Below are 18,841 nucleotides of genomic sequence, written 5' to 3' on the forward strand. Positions count from 1 at the left end.
AACAATCGAGCACACACGCATGCAAGACCTCAATGACCTTTATTACTTCGCCAAAGTTGTCGAGGCTGGCGGCTTCGCAGCGGCCGGGCGCTCGCTGGGGATTCCCAAATCGCGCTTGTCGCGGCGCATTGCCGAACTGGAGGAGCGTCTCGGCGCACGTCTGCTGCAACGCACCACCCGCCAGCTCAAGCTGACGGCTGTAGGTGAACGCTACCTGCGACACTGCCAGGCAATGCTGCTCGAAGCGGAAATGGCTGATGAGGCTGTGGCCAGCATGTCCAGCGAACCACGCGGTCGTTTACGGGTGTCTTCGCCGGTCGGATTGGCCCATGAAATGTTGCCGGGTGTGATCAGCAATTTCCTCGAAAAATTTCCCCAGGTGCAATTGGAAGTGATGCTGGTCAACCGCCGCGTCGATCTGGTGACCGAAGGCGTGGACGTCGCTTTACGTGTACGCGAGCCCGGCGACGAAGACCCGCTATTGGTTACACGCCGACTGCGTCAGGCGCAAATGCTGATGGTGGCCAGCCCCGCGTTCCTCAAGGGACATGACATCAGTCATCCCGATGACCTGAAAAGCCTGCCAGTGCTGGGTGCACTTGAACCCGATCGAATGGTGCACATTCGTCTGGTTGATCGTCAGGGTAAAAGTTACGAGCTGTCCCTTGAAGCACGACTGGGCATTGATGACTTCATCGTGCGCAAGACCTGCGCCCTCGCCGGCCAGGGCTTTACCACGTTGCCGATGATGTACTGCGAGCAGGAACTGGCAAACGGCTCTCTGGTGCAGTTGCTGCCCGAGTGGTCCTTGCCGGGAGGCTGGCTGCAAGCCGTCTACCCTCATCGACGTGGGGTGATGCCGGCGGTTCGCGCCTGGCTTGACCATTTGATCGAAACATTCAATGCCTGCGGAGATCGCTTGATATGAAGGCTGGGCGCATGAGCGAAGACGAGGTCGCAGCATTCTGCCTCGCACTGCCGGGTGCACGGGAAGACTACAAATGGGGCGGCGTACGGGTGTTTTCGATTGCCGCAAACAAGATGTTCGCCCTGCAGAATCTGCGCGGTGCGTCACTGGCGTTCAAGGTCGACAAGGATTTGTTTCTCGGTCATTGCGATCGCCCGGGAATTCATCCGGCGCCTTATCTGGCACGCGCCCAGTGGATCATCATGGCCACGCCCTATCCGCTGGGCGGCGAGGAATTGCAGGCGCTGCTACGGCGCTCCCATCAACTGGTCGTCAGCAAATTGCCCAAGCGCAGCCAGGTCGGCTTACTGCTTTAGAACAGCGCGAACAGGTGTGCGCCGAGGAACAAGTGGTCGATCCAGAACACCTGGTGCATCAGCACGATCAACCAGAACACCACTTGGAACGAAACCTTGCGCGTCTTGTGCCGAAACGCCTGTTGAGCCAACAAGGCGCCCGGCCAGCCACCGGCGAACTCCAGCGCATGCAGCACGTTTTCCGGGGTTCGCCACTGATCGGCGCGGGCCTTGCGCTTGTCGCTCCAATACAGCAAAAACGCCAGCACACTGACGATGCCATAGGCCGCCAGGGGAATCGTCGACACCCCATGCAGCCATAACGACGTCGAACCGAACAGAGGCAGCGCACACAGGATCGCAAACACCAGCCACTTCAGGCGAAGGTTTTGCACCCCTCCCCCGGATTGCCGACCGGGGTTGTTGCGTGCGCTGGAATCACTCATGGCTGGGCCGCTGTCCAATCGACCCAGCCGAACTGCCAGGTGGCCAGGATCAGCAGGCCGAAGGCAATGCGATACCAGGCGAACGCCGCATAACTATGGCTGGCGATGAATTTGAGCAAGCCACGTACGGCGATCATCGCGAAGATGAAAGCGGTGACGAAACCTATCGCGAACACCGGGAAGTCTGCCGGCACGAACAGGTCGCGGTACTTGTAGCCCGAGTACACCGCGGCACCGACCATGGTCGGCATGGCCAGGAAGAACGAGAACTCGGTAGCGGTCTTGCGCGACAGGCCGAACAGCAGTCCACCGATGATCGTCGAGCCGGAGCGCGAAGTGCCGGGAATCATCGCCAGGCACTGGGCGAAACCCACCTTGAGCGCATCTTTCCAGGTGATGTCATCGACGGTTTCGGCATGCACTTCATGCTGACGCTTTTCGGCCCACAGCATGATCACGCCACCCACGACCAGGGCTGCGGCCACGGTGATCGGGTTGAACAGGTAATGGTGAATCAGGTCGGCAAAGATTACCCCCAGAACCACGGCCGGCAGGAAGGCAATCAGCAGGTTCGCGGTGAAACGTCGCGCACTTGGCTGGGTTGGCAATCCAATGACCACGTCGAAAATCTTGCGGCGAAACTCCCAGACCACCGCCAGGATCGCCCCGAGCTGGATGATGATGTTGAACGCCATGGCGCGTTCACCACCGAACTCGAGCAAGTCCGCAACAATGATCTGGTGCCCGGTACTGGAAATGGGCAAAAACTCTGTCAGTCCTTCTACAACGCCAAGAATCAAAGCCTGAAAGGCAGTCCAAAGGTCCATCAATCCCCCAAAAGGCTATGCATCTGCGCATGCCCCGTCATTAATACCAAGCGTTCACTGCGATCAGCGTCGTTGAAGTCCGCGTGCGCAAAGTCCCCCCTGGCCCCTGAAAATCGCGTGGAAAATCAATTTGGATTCAGGTTTTTGCGCGCCGGGCCGAAATCCTAACAGACAAGTCTGAAAAGCGCTGCCGCGTTATCGGACCTGGCAGGATGCTGGCGATCACTTTACAAAAACAAGAAACCGGAGCACCGCGTTATGAACAGCTTGCGCAATATGTCGATCAGCCGTCGGTTGTGGCTCATCTTGATCGTGGCCGTCATGATGCTGCTGGCCTTGGGCGTTTTGATGCTCAAGCAGATTCACGATGACCTGTATGACGCCAAGGCTCAAAAAACCCAGCATGTGGTGCAGACGGCCAGCGGTATCTTGAGTTATTACCATGGCCTGGAGACCACCGGCACGCTGAGCCGTGAAGACGCCCAGAAACAGGCGCTGACCGCCGTACGCGGCCTGCGCTATGACCAGAATGACTACTTCTGGATCAACGATCTGACGCCGGTGATGATCATGCACCCGGCCAACCCGAAGCTCGACGGCCAGAACCTTTCGGCGATCCGCGATCCCGACGGTTTTGCCGTGTTCAACGAAATGGTCGCCGTGGCCAAGAGCAAAGGCGCCGGGATCATCAATTACCGCTGGCCGAAACCGGGGGCCAGCGCGCCGGTCGAGAAAACCTCCTACGTCAAACTGTTCGAGCCCTGGGGCTGGGTGCTCGGCTCGGGGGTGTACATTGATGACATGCAGGCCGAGTTTTACGGGCAAGTATGGAAAGCAACGATCATTGGGGTGACCATTGCGCTGATCATGGTTGCGCTGGTGATCCTGATTGCCCGCAGCATCGTGCGTCCGCTCCAGGAAACCGTGAACGCAATGGCCAACATTGCCAGCGGTGAAAGTGATCTGACCCGCAGCCTCGACACCCATGGCCAGGATGAAGTCACGCAACTGGCGCGGCACTTCAATGCTTTCACCGCCAAACTGCGCCTGGTGATCGGCGAGTTGCAGGCATCTGCCAGTGCCTTGGGCCAGTCGTCCAGCGAACTGGGCAACGACGCCACTCAGGCCCAGCAACGCAGCCAGCAACAGTCGCAGCAAATGGAACTGGTGGCCACGGCGATCAACCAAGTCACCTATGGCGTGCAGGATGTGGCCAAGAACGCCGAACATGCCGCCAGTGAAATGCGCGACGCCGAAGCCCAGGCTCAACAAGGCCAGATCAACATCGACGGCAGCCTGCAACAGATCGATACGCTGTCTTCGACCATCGATCAGGCCGTGGAAGTCATTCGTACCCTGGCCGCCGAAAGCACGCAGATCGGCAGCGTGCTGGAGGTGATCCGCTCCATCGCCGAGCAGACCAATCTGCTGGCCTTGAACGCGGCCATCGAGGCTGCCCGTGCCGGCGAGCAAGGTCGCGGATTTGCCGTGGTGGCCGATGAGGTTCGACTGCTGGCCCAGCGTACACAGAAGTCCACGGCGGAGATCCAGTCGATGATCGAACGCCTGCAAAGTCATTCCGAAGCGGCGGTCAAGGTCATCGGCGACAGCAGCCGTGCGTCGCAACTGACGATTGAACAGGCTGGCCTCGCCGGCGCGAGCCTTAATGCCATCGGCCAGGCATTGCGCAATCTGAACGGATTGAATGCCTCGATTGCCAGCGCGACCTTGCAGCAGGCGCATGTGGTCGAGGACATCAATCAGAACGTGACGCAAGCAGCCGGGTTATCCCATTCCACTGCACTGGCGGCGGAGCAATCCAGTGCCGCCAGCGTGCGGCTCAGGGGCTTGAGTGAGCAGTTGAACGGGCTGCTGAAGCAGTTCAGGGTATAAGCCTTAAAAGAACGCAGGCTTGGGCAGCGGCTACAGGCTTGCCGAAGTCTGCGTTCTGTTGATCTGCAAACCAAAATCCGCTGCCTGCGGTTACAATCCGCCCCTCTTCGATTTTCTCCAAGGAACCGACATGTCCGGGCTTGAACTGTTTGCCGCCACCCTCGGTGTGATTGCCGTCTGGTTGACGGTCAAGCAGAACCCCTGGTGCTGGCCGATCGGCCTGGTCATGGTGCTTATCTATAGCTGGATCTTCTTCGAGGTGAAGCTGTATTCGGACATGTTGCTGCAAGTGATCTATGCCGCGTTGCAATTGTATGGCTGGTGGCAGTGGACACGTGCGGGCGATGCCAGCCATGGCCGTGAAGTGAGCCGGCTGGACACGCAATCAGTGACCCTCGGATTGATCCTCGGTGCCATCGGCAGCCTGCTGCTGGGCGCCGCGATGGCGCACTGGACGGATGCCGCCCAACCCTGGCTCGATGCGGCCCTCACAGGTTTCAGCCTGGTGGCGCAAGTGTGGATGGCGCAAAAGCGCGTCCAGTGCTGGCCGCTCTGGATCGCAGTGGACGTGATTTTCGTCGGGCTATTCATTTACAAAGGCATGTACTTGACGGCCGCACTGTACGGTCTGTTTTTGCTGCTGGCCGTGCAAGGTTGGCGTGAATGGCGCGCGGCCCCGGCGTTACGCACATGAAAGTACTGGTACTCACAGGTCCCGAGTCGAGCGGCAAGAGCTGGCTGTCGGGCGAGCTGCAAGCGCATTTCGGCGGGGTGCTGGTTGGTGAATACGTGCGCCGATTCATTGAAGAGAACCCGCGAGATACCTGTCTGGCAGACATCCCGACCATCGCCCGCGGCCAGTTGCAATGGGAAGACGAGGCTCGCGCCTTGCTACCGCAACTGCTCATCCTCGACACCCATTTGCTCAGCAATATCCTCTGGAGTCGCACGCTCTTTGGTGACTGTCCAGGCTGGATCGAGCAGGTACTCCTGGCCCGGCGATATGACCTGCACTTGTTGTTGTCACCGGACAACGTTGAGTGGACCGACGATGGTCAGCGCTGCCAGCCTGAGTTGAAAGAACGCCAGGTTTTTTTCAACGACATCCGGGCGTGGCTTGAACAGCATGGGAAACCGGTGAAAGTCTTATGCGGCAACTGGGCTGAGCGACGCGCCCAGGCGTTTGATGCGGTTGCGAAATTGATTGGCCCTAGCCCCTGATTCTGGGGGTATTTACCCATCCTTTGCCCTTTTCTGGGGAAAAAGTGTCCGCTCCTGAAACACCCTTGTACCCGCAGAAGGCCTATCTCAACACTCTTCCCTCGTTGCCAACGCATTTGTTAAAGCGTTGATACACCTTCGCGCAAAGTACTGTTCTAGAGCATCGCAAGCACTTTGGCCCGGCGTAAGCACGACGAGCTGTCTCATGGTTGAAACAGCGTCGTTGCCGTGCGCCCGGACAAAATCCACAAACTATTGAATCCAAACACAAATTCAAAACAGGCATAGCTTTCGCTCTCTCCTTCACAACGCTGACCAGGGCCAGCCCACAAAAAGAAGGAATTGCACCGTGGGGACTTACACGAAAGGCTTGACCTGCCTCCTGCTGATCGCAAGCGCCGCCAGCTCGGTGCTCAGTTTCAATGTCCAGGCTGAAGGCGATGGCGTTATCGTTCTTCAACGGACTGTCCAGCCGGTGCACATCGGCCGCAATCAGGGCAAGGATCCGAATCCGGTTACCGTCAATACCAACCCCTCGGCACGCATCACTGGTGAACTGAGCGATGGCGACTTCGCCAACGTCGCCAGCGGCACCTCTTTCCGTGGCGCCAACAACCAGGCCATAGGCGGCATGCAGGGTCTCAACACTGTCACCAACCCCAACGGCATGCCCGGCATGGGTGCCGGCCATCAGGGCGGCAGCGGCAATGCGATTTCGGGAACCATCAACCGCGCCATGAGTTCCGGCCTCGCCCCACTGGGCAGACTGGCTGGAGGTCAATGACATGAATCGCTCCCTGCTTTTCCTCGCTTTGTTCGGCTGCGCCAGCGTCATGGCTGATTCCGGCGTGAAGGCCATCAACAACGCCGACATCCAGGATTCCGGCACGCAATACAGGGGCAACTTCAACGTCAACCAGGCCGCTGGTGACCAACAGCAACAGACCAACGTTCGAGCGATCGCCATTGGCACAGAAGCCGGTGCGACCACCATTGTCAACCAAAGACTCAATACGCCCGCCAATCCGTCAATGAACGCGACGGCCACCATCGGCGGCACTTCTTTCAGCAATGGCAACGGTGTACTGGGCGTCAACCAGAGCGCCGGGGCCAACAACCAGATGGCCAACGTCATGCGCATCAGCATCAGTGCTGCTCCGCAGGCGATTGACGATAGCGCCCTTTCGCAACAGAACGTGGCGTTGCTACCAGGCTCAGGAGCAACTGGCACCCCAACCGGCAGTCGCCAGGTCGTGACAAGCGACCAGGCTTTCACCGGCAGCCGAGGGGTGATTCAGGTGAACCAGAGTGCCGGGGTGGGAAACCGAATGGCTAACACCCTGAGCATCCGGGTCGCTGACTGACCCAAACGCAGTGCGATTAGAAAGTACCAACACTTAACCAACTAATAAGCACGGAGAAACACCATGAAACCTACAATGGCCTTAAAACCACTGGTTTTCGCTCTCGCAGCAGTGATGGCAATCGCAGCACAAGCAGGCGGTCGTGATGATCACGGTCATGGCAATGGTCACGGCAACGGGCACGGCAACAACGGACCTAGAGGCCCGTCTCTGGAACAAATTCTGCAGATCACCGCCGGTGCCGGGGCCACCGTCATGGATCAGCAAAGCAGCAGCGGCAACGAAGTACTGAACCAGGGCACCACCAACCGTGCCACTGTTGAAAACTCGGCTAATGGCTCCAACGGCAACGTGGGCCTCAACAACGCTGGTGGCGACGGCAACCAACAAGACAACGCCGCTGCACTGGCTACTGCTGACGAAAGCTTCATCTTCGGCACCGCAGTCGCCGCTTCCAGCGCTACTCAAGTAAACGGCGGCAACACCGTATCCAACTACTCCAGCACTGCTCGCGCAACCCTCGACAACGTGGGTAATGGCGGTTCCGGCAACATGGGTGTGAACAACGCTGCCGGCAACTTCAACCAACAGAAAAACAACCTGGCAATTGCCGTATCGGGCGGCCGTGTCGCACAAGCTGCTGCAGCGGCCAACCAAAGCTCGACCGGCCTGAGCGTTACCAACAATGCTGATCAGGCCTACTCTACCGACACGCTCACCGGGACCTTCAACGCTGCCGGGAAATTCGTCGCAGTCGGCAAGGCAAAAACCGAAGGCAACGGCGGCGGCCACGGTGGCCCACGTCATGGCGGCGGCCACGGTGGTGGCCACGGCGGCAACGGCGACACCACTTCCGACTTCGTAGCCGTAGGTGTATTCGGTCTGGCTGGCGTAACCACTCAACAAGTGATGACTCCAGACGGCTGGAAAAACCCTGTCACCAACAATGCCAGTGTCAGCAACGTAGGCAACAACTTCTCCGGCAACGCAGGGTTCAACAACGCTGCCGGTGTTGGCAACCAACAAAGCAACTCGCTGTCCATCGCTGCCGGCTGCAGAGCCTGCCTGTAATCGCGATAGCACTGAAAGCCCCGGCAACGGGGCTTTTTTCCTCAGTCCCAAGGCGTATCGACCATGCGTAAGACTGCCCTTATCGCCCTTCTCTGCCTGTCTGGCCTGACCGAGGCCGCTCAGATGTCAGTGGCCGCCCTGCCTGGCGGAACACTCATCTACAAACAGGTGCAGAGTTTGCGTGAGCGCAAATTCAGCAACATTGTCGAACAGAAGACCGATTTCAGCTGCGGCGCCGCCGCGCTGGCAACGATCTTGCGCCAGGCCTATTGGCTCGACGTCGATGAAGAGCACGTCATCAAAGGCATGCTGGTCAATGCAGACCAGGACCTGGTTCGTACCCAGGGTTTTTCCATGCTCGACATGAAGCGCTACATAGAAAGCATCGGCATGCGCGCCAGGGGCTACAAGATCCCGCCGGAAAAGCTCGACGCAGTAACAATCCCGGTGGTGGTACTGACGGAAGTTCGCGGTTACAAGCACTTCGTGGTGTTGCAGCGTGCTGACAAAAACTGGGTCTACATCGCCGACCCGGTACTCGGTCAAAAACGCTACTCCCATGATGACTTTGTCAAAGGTTGGAACGGTATTGTCTTCGCTATTGTGGGTGCCGGTTACGAAAAAACAAATGTACTGCGCAGCCCACCGGAACCCCTGACAGCCAAGAACAAGCTGGATAACTTCAACCCGGTCAAAGATGCTGAATTGATGGATTTTGGTTTCATACAGAGCGACTTCTTTTAATCGCCAACAAGAAGATTTGGAGCAGGACGCTCCGGGAGCAGCACATGAAAACCTCTTATTGGGTGGCGGCTGCGTGTCTGGTAGCCAGCACCTCAGGTTTTGCCAATGGATTCAAACCCATCGAGATAAAAGATCAGGAGCTGGCCGAGCTGCGTGGTCGATATGTGATGCCGGGCAGGATCATCAGCTTCGGTGTGGTCATGAGCAGTACCTGGCGCAATGCCAGTGGCGATCTGATCGGGGCAACCACCTCAATGCAGATACAGGCCGCAACGGTAAAACCCGAGTTCTACGTTTCAACCTATAGCCAAAGCGGTAACGGTGGACCTGCCGAACAAGGCACCGGCAGTGTGATTGGAGGTGCAGGGCTCAACAGCACTCAGGGTATCAACCAGAGTGTGCGCGCCGCAGGTGACGGCAACAGCGCTTACAACAACATCGCCATTGATGTGAAAGAAGCCAGCCATGCGCCGGCTTTGGTACCGGCCCAAGGGCAGGCACTGATGGCCGGCCATACCATCACCGGCAGCAGCGCCGCTGGCAGCATTGCGGTTTCTGCCAGCAATGGCGGCGTGCAAATGGCTATTCAGGCCAACAACAATCAAGGTTCGGCCATCCAGCAAGTCGCCCAGGGCGGCCTGCTGCAAAACACTCGATTGCTGGGCAACAGCAACATGGTCAGCAACCTCACTCAGCTCAACGTCGTTCTCAATAACAATGGCCCGACTGCAGGTGCTTTGGACTGCAACCTGAACCAACTCACTGCCCTTCGCTCCCTGGGATATTGAACTACGCTGAGTCTCGACCATTAGGCATTAAAGGGACGGCTTGATTCATGTATCGATCAGTATCACTGCGTGCAGTTGTATGTTTGAGCACTCTGTTCCCGGCGGTGATGGTGCAAGCAGCACCGAATGCGGAAGTAGAGCTTCTGAAACAGGAACTTATGGAGCTGAAGCAACGATACGAAGCACAACAAAAAGCCCTGGCGGTACTCGAACAACGGGTCCGCCAGGTTGAGGAACAACCGGCAGCCCCTCCTCCGAAACGCCTGGCCAAATCGCCAGCAGACATGAAAGGCAACTCACAAGTCGCGGTCGGCACCGGTGCTGCAGCGGCTTCGGGAGGCGCAGCCGGGGGCGGCAGTTCCTACGGGCAGTCGCTGGCAGACGATTCCCAACCGGCACAAAGCGTTTCCAACCTGTATGACGAGGCCAGCGGATTCTTCGGCGGCGGCAGGTTCAGCGTGGAAACCGGGCTGACCTATTCGCGGTACGACACTCGCCAGTTGATCCTTAACGGTTTCCTCGCACTGGATTCTATCTTTCTGGGCAACATCAACCTTGACCGGATCAAGGCCGATACCTGGACACTCGACCTGACCGGTCGCTACAACTTCGACAACCGCTGGCAATTCGACCTGAACGTGCCGGTGATCTATCGCGAATCCACTTACCAGTCGGGCGGAGGCAATGGTGGCTCCGCCGGTGTGACAACCGAAGAAACCGTAACCCGCGATCCGGAAATCGGTGACGTCAACTTCGGTATCGCCTACAAATTCCTCGACGAGTCGGTCAACACGCCGGATGCGGTGGTCACCTTGCGCGTCAAGGCTCCTACCGGCAAGGACCCGTTCGGCATCAAGCTGCGCCAGGTGGACGCCAACTCCAACCTGTTCGTACCTGACACACTGCCGACCGGTAACGGCGTCTGGTCGATCACGCCAGGCATTTCCCTGGTCAAGACCTACGACCCGGCCGTGCTGTTCGGCAGCCTGTCATATACCCATAACTTCCAGGAGTCATTCGACGACATCAGTTCAACGGTCGGACAGGACAACCCGGGCAAAGTGGACATCGGCGACAGCTTCCAGCTCGGTGCCGGTATTGCATTCGCCCTCAACGAGAAGATGAGTATGTCGTTCTCGGTATCCGATGTGGTGCAACGCAAAAGTAAAATCAAACAGGATGGCGGTGATTGGGAGTCGGTGGTGTCCAGTGACGCCAACGCGGGCTACTTCAACATCGGCATGACCATTGCCGCCACCAACGCCCTGACCATCGTTCCCAACCTGTCCATCGGCATGACGGACGATGCCCCGGACTTCCAGTTCAGCCTGAAATTCCCGTACTACTTCTGATCCACAACATAAAGCCTGGCTGCGATCTCAATCACAGCCAGGCTTTTTTGTTGGCTGCCTAGCGAATTTGATGCTTGTGCAACAACCGATAGAACGTCGGCCGCGAAACGCCCAGCACCCGTGCAGCCACACTCAGGTTGTCGCTATGGCGATTCAACACATCGCACAGCGCCTGACGCTCGGCCCGAGTCTTGTAGTCCTCGAGCGTGCCCATTGGCGTGGCAATTGCCTGCTGGCTGATCAAGCCCAGATCCCGCGCTTCGATCTGCCGGCCTTCAGCCAGTACCAGCCCACGGCGGACCCGGTTGGCCAGCTCCCGGACATTGCCCGGCCAATCATGTTTACCCATGGCAATCAACGCGTCTTCACTGAAGCTGCGAGGACGGCGCCCGGTTTCATGGCTGTAGAAATGGGAAAAGTGGTTGGCCAGCATCGACAGATCGCCATGACGCTCACGCAGTGGAGCTGTCACGACTTGCAGGACATTCAACCGATAGTACAAGTCTTCACGAAAGCGCTTCTTTTCGATCGCTGCTTCAAGATCAACGTGGGTCGCCGCCAAAACCCGCACATCCACGGGAATAGGCTGACTGCCACCGACCCGTTCGATGTGTTTTTCCTGGAGGAACCGCAGCAGGTTGGCCTGCAGTTCCAAAGGCAAATCACCGATTTCATCGAGAAACAACGTGCCGCCATTGGCCGCTTCGATTCGTCCGACCTTGCGTTGATGGGCGCCGGTAAAGGCCCCCTTTTCGTGGCCGAACAGTTCCGACTGGATCAGATGCTCGGGAATTGCCCCGCAATTGATCGCGACAAAAGGCTTGCTGTGACGTTGGGATTGTCGATGCAGCGTGCGCGCGACCAATTCCTTGCCGGTACCGCTCTCGCCCCGGATCAGCACCGGCGACTCGGTGGGAGCCAGTTTGCTCAGCAGTTTGCGCAGTTCCCGTATCGGCTTGCTGTCGCCAAGCAATTCATGTTCAGGCTGATCGATGTGAACAGTGCCCTGACCGCGCAGGCGCGCCATGCCGAACGCGCGCCCGAGCGTGACCTGTACCCGGGATACATCGAACGGCAAGGTATGGAAATCGAAAAACCATTCACAGACAAAGTCGCCTACGTTCTGCAATCGCAGGACTTCCTGGTTGAGAACGGCAATCCACTCCGTACCGCTGCGGCTGATGAGTTCTTTGACGGCATCCGGTCGTTCGAGGTGAAAAGGCTGCAAGCGTAGCAGCCCCACGTCACACGTTCGGTCGATGGCGTTTTCCAGCGAACAGCTGTCTACATCCCAACCCACGGAGCGCAATCCCGGTAATAGACGATGACAGTCGTCACACGGGTCAACCACTAATAGACGTCGTAAGGCAGGCGCTTCACTCATGACTGTTCCTTGGCGCCAAATTTAAGAAATTTTATTAAAAACAGTCATTTGGCGGACCTGGCTGTAACATTAGCAAGAATTTGACGTGTGCTTGTACCGTTTGACTATAGGGTTATTGCGTAATTAGTTATAAGCAGGTAGTTGGATAGTTACCTAACGAACTTCAATCTTTCATTAAGCTTTCAAATAGCCACTTTCGCGTGGGTCTTTCGAAAGAAAGTTGAAATTTCTTTTGTTTGGGTGTGACCTGAACCTTGGTTGCGGACATCAGTACAAGTAACCAGCCGATTGGTAAGCCCAACCTTCGGCACATCATCTGATTGGGCAATACTGAGAGAACATTCCATGAACGCCCCGATCCGTATCAACGAAGCTCTTTTAATTGCCGACCGCGCTTTCAAGCCTTTTCAGTGCGTGGCCTGGGCGCCACAGGATGGCAACGGTGAACTCAGCCTGACGGTTATTGACCGGACCAATACCAGTATAGGTCGCAAGCTGATCCCCAGCAGTGCCTACACCGATCCGGCACAGCTCGAACGTTTGCTTGAACAGGCCCGTGCCGAGTTGAGCGAAGAAGGTTACACGCTCCAGTCATGGTCGATGCCGCATTGATCCTTGTGCGGATTACTCCATGAGTAATCCGCGCCCTCTTTCTCTTGATTAGTTGCCTGGTTGAACCTGGCGTGTCTGCACTTGCGACGTATTGCTATTTGAACTGCGCACACGCCTGAATTCTTTGCAGGCTTGCCTTTGGTTCGAAAAGACACTGTTGTGGCGCACTACGACCCTCCGTCTGTTAGTTCTGTCAGTTGTGCATCCAAGCATTCAAGGATTGAATGATCTCCTTATCAGGTCGCCTCCCCAATCCGGATAAGGACGACTCGCAAGGAGATGCGTGCATGTCAACCCAGTCCGTTTTAGCCTTCCCTCTACCCGCCCATTCCTCGGGACAGCTCGACACACGTTTTGCCTCCCATGGCCAAGCGCAGGTGTATTTCGCCGACAGTCTTTCAAGCATGACCAACGGGGTCACGATCGATTCCAGCGGCCGGCTGTTGGTGGCGGCGAAAGTCGGCATGGCGGACGGCAGCCGTTTCGGTCTGGCGCGCTTGCTGGAAGATGGCTCGGCAGATTTGGGCTTCGGCGAACAAGGCAGCATCATCGGCCAGTTCGAACCGGGCTTCGATGCGATGGCCGGGAAGGTTCAGGTACTGCCGGATGGTCGCCTGCTGGTCATCGGCCTGCATTACGAGAATGCCCACCGCACGCTGCCGGCCCTGGCGATGTTCGACGCACAAGGCCGTCCCGTCCAGGAATTCGGTGACAACGGCCGTTGCGTCGTTCGATTGCCGGGCAATCTGTCCCATGGTGTGCGCGATGCCTGGCTGCCACCCGGCGTGCCGGGGGCCGAAGCTTGCGATATCAACGTCCAGGAGGATGGCCGGATTTTGCTGGTGGCCAATCACCATTTTGAGCTGGCAGACCACGCTGGCATTCTCATACGCCTCGACACCGATGGATCCCTGGACCCAACCTTCAATGGGCGAGGGTTCGTGATCGTCAGGCATTTGCTGATGAACACCTGGCTCAGTACGCTGAAACTGCAGAGTGATGGCCGAATCCTTGTCGGCGGCTCGATCAACTTCCCCGAGGAAGGTTTGCTGGCCCGTTATCACAGTGACGGCAGTCTTGATGAAAGTTTTGCCGTGGACGGTTTCATGAGCTTCAAGGCGCAGGGCCGCAGTGCCCAGATCAGCCACATCGTCCAGCATCAAAACGGTGACATTCACTGCTTTGGCAGCAGCCGCGATCCGATGCATTGTCTTGCCTTGAAGGTGCACAGTAATGGTCGCCCGGACATTCATTGCAACGGCGGCCTGCCGCAATTGCTGGAAATCGCTCGTGGAGGCAGTCAATGGACCGCCGCTCACCTGCAGCCTGATGGCCATGTGCTGACCGCCGGAGCCACCATCGGTGGTATCGAGGCCGATTTCCTGGTGGGCCGCTATCAACCTGACGGGCAGCTGGATTCGGACTTTGGCGACCGCACCGGATGGGTTCGCACGCGTCTGGGCCGCAGCCTCGACACGGCCACCTCTATCACCGTCCAGGACGATGGCAAGATCGTTGTCGGCGGCTATTCACTTGATGGCAACTATCGGGCAGTTGTCGCTCGCTATCTGGCATAGTCAAAAGGTACTTTTCCTACACTTGATCTTCTTCTCCGCTTACGGCAACTTGCGCGCTTCTTTATACAAGGAGTAGCCGATGTCCGGTTCCATGGCCCAGGCGTTCGCGCATAACTTTCTCGGCAACTCACCCCGCTGGTACAAGGTTTGTATTATCGGTTTCCTGATACTCAACGCGTTGGTCTTTTGGACCGTAGGGCCGGTTGCCGCAGGATGGCTGTTGGTGCTGGAGTTCATCTTCACCCTCGCCATGGCGCTCAAGTGCTATCCATTGATGCCGGGTGGCTTGTTGTTGGTCGAAGCGCTGCTGCTGAAAATGACCACCCCTCAGGCACTTTACGACGAACTTCTGCACAACTTTCCGGTGATCCTGCTACTGATGTTTATGGTGGCGGGTATCTACTTCATGAAAGATCTGCTGCTGTTCCTGTTTTCACGCTTACTGCTCGGGGTTCGCTCCAAGGCAATGCTGGCGTTGATGTTTTGTTTCCTGTCTGCGTTCTTGTCGGCATTTCTCGATGCATTGACGGTGACCGCCGTGATCATCAGCGCCGCCGTGGGGTTCTATTCGGTGTATCACCGCGTGGCATCCGGCTCCGATCCGCGTCAGGACAGCGAGTACGGCGATGACCAGAAACTACCTGCACTTCATCATGGCGACCTGGAACAATTCCGCGCGTTCCTGCGCAGCCTGCTGATGCACGGCGCAGTGGGCACCGCGCTCGGCGGCGTTTGCACACTGGTGGGTGAGCCGCAAAACCTGTTGATCGGCCATGAAATGGGCTGGCACTTTTCCGAGTTCTTTCTGAAGATCGCGCCGGTCTCGTTGCCGGTGTTGGTGGCAGGCCTGGTGACCTGCGTAGTGTTGGAGAAGCTGCGCTGGTTCGGATACGGCACGTTGCTGCCGGACAACGTACGCGCTGTGCTGGCCAATTACGCTGATGAAGACAATGCCGAGCGTACTTCGCGTCAGCGCGCTGCATTGATCGTGCAAGGCGTGGCGGCCTTGATTTTGATCGTCGCGTTGGCATTCCATGTGGCTGAAGTCGGCCTGATCGGGCTGATGGTCATTGTGTTGATTACCGCGTTTACCGGTATTACTGACGAGCATCGGCTTGGCAGTGCGTTCAAGGACGCCATGCCGTTCACTGCACTCTTGGTGGTGTTCTTCGCTGTAGTGGCGGTGATTCACGATCAGCAGTTGTTCACGCCGCTGATCCAATGGGTGCTGGCCCTGCCCGCCGATCAACAACCGGGCATGCTGTTCATCGCCAATGGCTTGTTGTCTGCCATCAGTGACAACGTGTTTGTCGCGACCATTTACATCACCGAAGTGAAGCAGGCATTCATCTCCGGACACATGAGCCGCGAGCATTTCGAAACGCTGGCCATTGCGATCAACACCGGCACCAACCTGCCAAGCGTGGCAACACCCAATGGCCAGGCAGCGTTCCTGTTTCTCCTGACATCCGCTATTGCACCGCTGATTCGACTGTCCTATGGACGCATGGTCTGGATGGCCTTGCCCTATACCGTGGTAATGGGTGCGTTGGGTTGGTATGCCGTGAGCTACTGGCTGTAATCGCTCTATCCCTGCAGGGGCTGCCGAAGGCGGCGATTTCTTGATCTTGATCTTGAACTTGAAGAACAAAATCAAAAAATCGCAGCCTCAGGCACCTCCAGAGGGCGGTATCTGAGGCTCGAACCCCACGGGCAGCAGCAACGTGCCGTCCAGGTCATCGGGCAGAACGCGGGTCGCTCAGTCCAAACAATGCCAGACCCGACCATCACGGCTCAGCAGTTCTTCAGCGGACGGCGGACCGTCCTCGCCCGCCGCGTAACCTTGCACCGTTGAATCCTGCTGCCAGGCATCGAGAAAGGGTTGCACTGCGCGCCAGCCATTCTCGATGTTGTCGGCACGCTGGAACAGCGTCTGATCGCCGGTCAGGCAATCGTAGATGAGCGTTTCGTAGCCGGTGGACGGCTGCATCTCGAAGAAATCCTTGTAGGCAAAACCCAGTTCGATGTTGTCCATCTTCAAGGCCTGCCCTGGCCGTTTAGCCAGCAAATCGAACCACATGCCTTCATTGGGCTGGATCTGGATCCGCAGATAGGTCGGGGCCAGTTCATCGACTGCGGTATCGCGGAATTGCGCGTAGGGCGCCGGTTTGAAGCAGATGACGATCTCGGTGTCACGCACACTCATGCGTTTGCCGGTGCGCAGGTAGAACGGCACGCCAACCCAGCGCCAGTTGTCGATCATGACTTTGAGGGCGACATAGGTTTCGGTATTGCTGTCGGGGGCCACCTTGTCCTCTTCGCGATACCCCGGCATGGGTTTGCCGTCGACTTCGCCAGCGGTGTACTGCCCGCGCACCGAGTTGGCCCGGGCCTCTTCGACCGACCAGGGGCGGATCGCACCAACGACCTTGGCTTTCTCACTGCGCACGGCGTCAGCGGCAAAAGCAGCCGGTGGCTCCATGGCAACCATCGCCAATAATTGGAACAAGTGATTGGGCACCATGTCGCGCAGGGCGCCGGTGTGTTCGTAGAAACTGCCACGGGTTTCCACGCCGACGGTTTCGGCGGCGGTGATTTGCACATGGTCGATGTAATGGTTGCTCCAGAACGCTTCGAACAGGCTGTTGGAAAAGCGGCTGACGAGAATGTTCTGTACGGTCTCTTTGCCCAGGTAGTGATCGATGCGGTAGATCTGCTTTTCCGACATGACCTTGAGCAAGCAAGCGTTCAACGCTTCGGCGGTGTGCAGGTCAGACCCGAAAGGCTTTTCGATCACCACCCTTCTGAACGCCTCGGGCGTTTCTTCCAGCAGACCGGAGGCGCCGAGGCGGCGAACGACCTCACTGAAGAAACGCGGCGCGGTAGCCAGGTAAAACACCGCATTACCAGTGCCGCTGTCGGCAATTTTCGCCGCCAGCGCTTGATAGGTGCTGTCGTCCAGGAAGTCGCCCTGGACGTAGCTGATGTTTCTTGCGAGTTGAGCCCACAATTGCGGATCAAGAGACTGATCTCCCTTGCCGACCTTGGTGGCCACTTCGTTGCGAATGAAGTCTTCGAGTTTTTTCGCGAAGCCTTCATCGCTGATGGCGTTGTGGTCAACGCCAATGATCCGCAGTCCATCCCCGAGTAACCCGTCGCGCTTGAGGTTATACAGCGCCGGCATCAGCAGACGCTTGACAAGATCACCATGTGCGCCAAACAAAAACAGAGTGGTCGGTGGTGCGGGTTCAGTCTTGGATTTTCTGCGGATCGCATGGGTCATTTTTTCGCAGTCTCCACGTGGCCGCCGAAGCCGAAGCGCTGGGCCGAAAGGACTTTGTCGCCAAATGAGCCCTGCCCGCGTGAACGGTAACGAGAGAACAGCGAGTTCGACAGCACCGGCACCGGCACCGCTTGTTCCATGGCGGCTTCAATGGTCCATTGACCTTCGCCGCTGTCGGCTACGGAGCCGGAGAAACCATCGAGTTTCGGATCGCTGGCCAGCGCGTCGGCAGTCAGATCGAGCAACCATGAGGACACCACGCTACCGCGACGCCAGACTTCGGCAATGTCGGCGACGTTCAGGTCGAAGCGCTGATCTTCGGGCAGTTTCTCGCTGTTCTTGGTCTTGAGGATGTCGAAGCCCTCGGCAAAGGCCTGCATCATTCCGTACTCGATGCCGTTGTGGATCATCTTGACGAAATGCCCGGCGCCAGCAGGGCCGGCGTGGATGTAACCGCGCTCGGCACGGTCGTCATCGGACTTGCGGTCTTTGGTGCGCGGGATATCGCCCATGCCCGGTGCCAGGCTTGCGAACAACGGGTCGAGGCGCTGAACGGTCTCGGTATCGCCGCCGATCATCATGCAGTAACCGCGCTCCAGGCCCCAGACGCCACCGGAAGTACCGACATCGACGTAGTGCAGACCTTTTTCGGCGAGGGTTTTCGCCCGGCGGATATCGTCCTTATAGAAGGTGTTGCCGCCATCGATAATAGTGTCGCCGGCTTCGAGCAAGGTGCTCAGGGTGTTGATGGTGTCTTCGGTCGGTGCGCCTGCCGGCAACATGACCCACACCGCTCGCGGCTTGCTCAGGCCAGCCACCAGGGCCGGCAGATCGGCTACGCCGGTGGCACCCTCTTCGGCCAGGGTTTCGACAAAAGCGGTATTGCGGTCGTACACAACGGTGGAATGTCCGTTGAGCATCAGGCGCCGCGAAATATTACCGCCCATGCGGCCCAGTCCAATAATCCCGAGTTGCATGTGCTGATGCTCCCTACTACAAATAAAAAGTGTGTCAAA

The 18,841-nt window shown here is 57.8% G+C and carries 19 protein-coding genes; 14 read left to right on the top strand and 5 right to left on the bottom strand.

All coding sequences use genetic code 11. The features are described from left to right. The first annotated feature begins 19 nt into the window (after positions 1–19). Together ASD60_RS18785 and ASD60_RS18790 are read left to right on the top strand one after the other, a co-directional pair. On the top strand, positions 20–928 hold the full coding sequence (locus ASD60_RS18785) for a LysR substrate-binding domain-containing protein (RefSeq protein WP_056855439.1): 909 nt from the start codon (positions 20–22) through the stop codon (positions 926–928). Continuing rightward, a complete protein-coding gene (locus ASD60_RS18790; RefSeq protein ID WP_056855440.1) occupies positions 925–1,284 on the top strand; it encodes an MmcQ/YjbR family DNA-binding protein in 360 nt (119 codons plus the stop codon). The genes ASD60_RS18785 and ASD60_RS18790 overlap by 4 nt, the downstream gene beginning before the upstream one ends. Here the strand turns inward: ASD60_RS18790 and ASD60_RS18795 are convergent. Both ASD60_RS18795 and ASD60_RS18800 read right to left on the bottom strand, forming a co-directional pair. Further along, the gene (locus tag ASD60_RS18795; protein ID WP_056855441.1) at positions 1,281–1,709 is read right to left on the bottom strand and encodes a DUF1294 domain-containing protein; all 429 of its coding nucleotides are present in this window, start codon (positions 1,707–1,709) and stop codon (positions 1,281–1,283) included. The genes ASD60_RS18790 and ASD60_RS18795 overlap by 4 nt on opposite strands. Next, positions 1,706–2,536, bottom strand: coding sequence for an undecaprenyl-diphosphate phosphatase (locus tag ASD60_RS18800; protein WP_056855442.1), 831 nt, complete (start codon positions 2,534–2,536; stop codon positions 1,706–1,708). Before ASD60_RS18800 ends, ASD60_RS18795 begins: the two co-directional genes overlap by 4 nt. A gap of 258 nt (positions 2,537–2,794) precedes the next feature. Here ASD60_RS18800 and ASD60_RS18805 point away from each other — a divergent pair, with 258 nt between their 5' ends. The 9 genes from ASD60_RS18805 (at position 2,795) to ASD60_RS18845 (ending at position 10,969) form a co-directional block, all read left to right on the top strand. Further along, positions 2,795–4,429 carry a methyl-accepting chemotaxis protein gene (locus ASD60_RS18805; RefSeq protein WP_056855443.1) on the top strand — a complete coding sequence of 545 codons (1,635 nt, stop codon included), beginning with the start codon at positions 2,795–2,797 and terminating at the stop codon, positions 4,427–4,429. Between the two features lie 130 nt (positions 4,430–4,559). Further along, on the top strand, positions 4,560–5,123 hold the full coding sequence (gene pnuC / locus ASD60_RS18810; RefSeq protein ID WP_056855595.1) for a nicotinamide riboside transporter PnuC: 564 nt from the start codon (positions 4,560–4,562) through the stop codon (positions 5,121–5,123). After that, positions 5,120–5,650: an AAA family ATPase gene (locus ASD60_RS18815; RefSeq protein ID WP_056855444.1), complete on the top strand. Its 531-nt coding sequence runs from the start codon at positions 5,120–5,122 to the stop codon at positions 5,648–5,650. The genes pnuC and ASD60_RS18815 overlap by 4 nt, the downstream gene beginning before the upstream one ends. A gap of 349 nt (positions 5,651–5,999) precedes the next feature. After that, positions 6,000–6,434 (top strand): hypothetical protein, encoded by a 435-nt coding sequence (locus ASD60_RS18820; RefSeq protein ID WP_056855445.1) that lies wholly within the window; start codon positions 6,000–6,002, stop codon positions 6,432–6,434. A 1-nt stretch (position 6,435) separates the two neighbouring features. Continuing rightward, positions 6,436–7,014: a hypothetical protein gene (locus ASD60_RS18825; RefSeq protein ID WP_056855446.1), complete on the top strand. Its 579-nt coding sequence runs from the start codon at positions 6,436–6,438 to the stop codon at positions 7,012–7,014. 63 nt (positions 7,015–7,077) lie between these two features. Then, on the top strand, positions 7,078–8,085 hold the full coding sequence (locus ASD60_RS18830) for a hypothetical protein (protein ID WP_056855447.1): 1,008 nt from the start codon (positions 7,078–7,080) through the stop codon (positions 8,083–8,085). Positions 8,086–8,148: 63 nt separating this feature from the next. Further along, entirely contained in the window at positions 8,149–8,829 is a 681-nt protein-coding gene (locus ASD60_RS18835; protein ID WP_056855448.1) for a C39 family peptidase, read from the top strand. A 44-nt stretch (positions 8,830–8,873) separates the two neighbouring features. Next, on the top strand, positions 8,874–9,617 hold the full coding sequence (locus tag ASD60_RS18840) for a hypothetical protein (protein WP_056855449.1): 744 nt from the start codon (positions 8,874–8,876) through the stop codon (positions 9,615–9,617). A gap of 47 nt (positions 9,618–9,664) precedes the next feature. Next, complete coding sequence (locus ASD60_RS18845; RefSeq protein ID WP_056855450.1) at positions 9,665–10,969, top strand: hypothetical protein; 1,305 nt, start codon at positions 9,665–9,667, stop codon at positions 10,967–10,969. Positions 10,970–11,027: 58 nt separating this feature from the next. Here the strand turns inward: ASD60_RS18845 and ASD60_RS18850 are convergent, their stop codons facing one another. Then, positions 11,028–12,353 carry a sigma-54 dependent transcriptional regulator gene (locus ASD60_RS18850; RefSeq protein ID WP_056855451.1) on the bottom strand — a complete coding sequence of 442 codons (1,326 nt, stop codon included), beginning with the start codon at positions 12,351–12,353 and terminating at the stop codon, positions 11,028–11,030. 345 nt (positions 12,354–12,698) lie between these two features. On the opposite strand from ASD60_RS18850, the gene ASD60_RS18855 reads away from it, so the two are divergent. The 3 genes from ASD60_RS18855 (at position 12,699) to nhaB (ending at position 16,124) form a co-directional block, all read left to right on the top strand. Continuing rightward, complete coding sequence (locus ASD60_RS18855; protein ID WP_056855452.1) at positions 12,699–12,965, top strand: hypothetical protein; 267 nt, start codon at positions 12,699–12,701, stop codon at positions 12,963–12,965. Between the two features lie 287 nt (positions 12,966–13,252). Further along, positions 13,253–14,542, top strand: coding sequence for a hypothetical protein (locus ASD60_RS18860; protein ID WP_056855453.1), 1,290 nt, complete (start codon positions 13,253–13,255; stop codon positions 14,540–14,542). Between the two features lie 79 nt (positions 14,543–14,621). Then, the gene (nhaB, locus tag ASD60_RS18865; RefSeq protein WP_056855454.1) at positions 14,622–16,124 is read left to right on the top strand and encodes a sodium/proton antiporter NhaB; all 1,503 of its coding nucleotides are present in this window, start codon (positions 14,622–14,624) and stop codon (positions 16,122–16,124) included. 177 nt (positions 16,125–16,301) lie between these two features. On the opposite strand, the gene zwf is transcribed toward nhaB, so the two are convergent. Next, a complete protein-coding gene (gene zwf / locus ASD60_RS18870; RefSeq protein WP_056855455.1) occupies positions 16,302–17,825 on the bottom strand; it encodes a glucose-6-phosphate dehydrogenase in 1,524 nt (507 codons plus the stop codon). Next, positions 17,822–18,802 carry a phosphogluconate dehydrogenase (NAD(+)-dependent, decarboxylating) gene (gene gnd / locus ASD60_RS18875; RefSeq protein ID WP_056855456.1) on the bottom strand — a complete coding sequence of 327 codons (981 nt, stop codon included), beginning with the start codon at positions 18,800–18,802 and terminating at the stop codon, positions 17,822–17,824. Before gnd ends, zwf begins: the two co-directional genes overlap by 4 nt. Positions 18,803–18,841: the final 39 nt, after the last annotated feature.

The sequence above is a fragment of the Pseudomonas sp. Root562 genome, from assembly GCF_001427125.1.
Taxonomy (GTDB): domain Bacteria; phylum Pseudomonadota; class Gammaproteobacteria; order Pseudomonadales; family Pseudomonadaceae; genus Aquipseudomonas.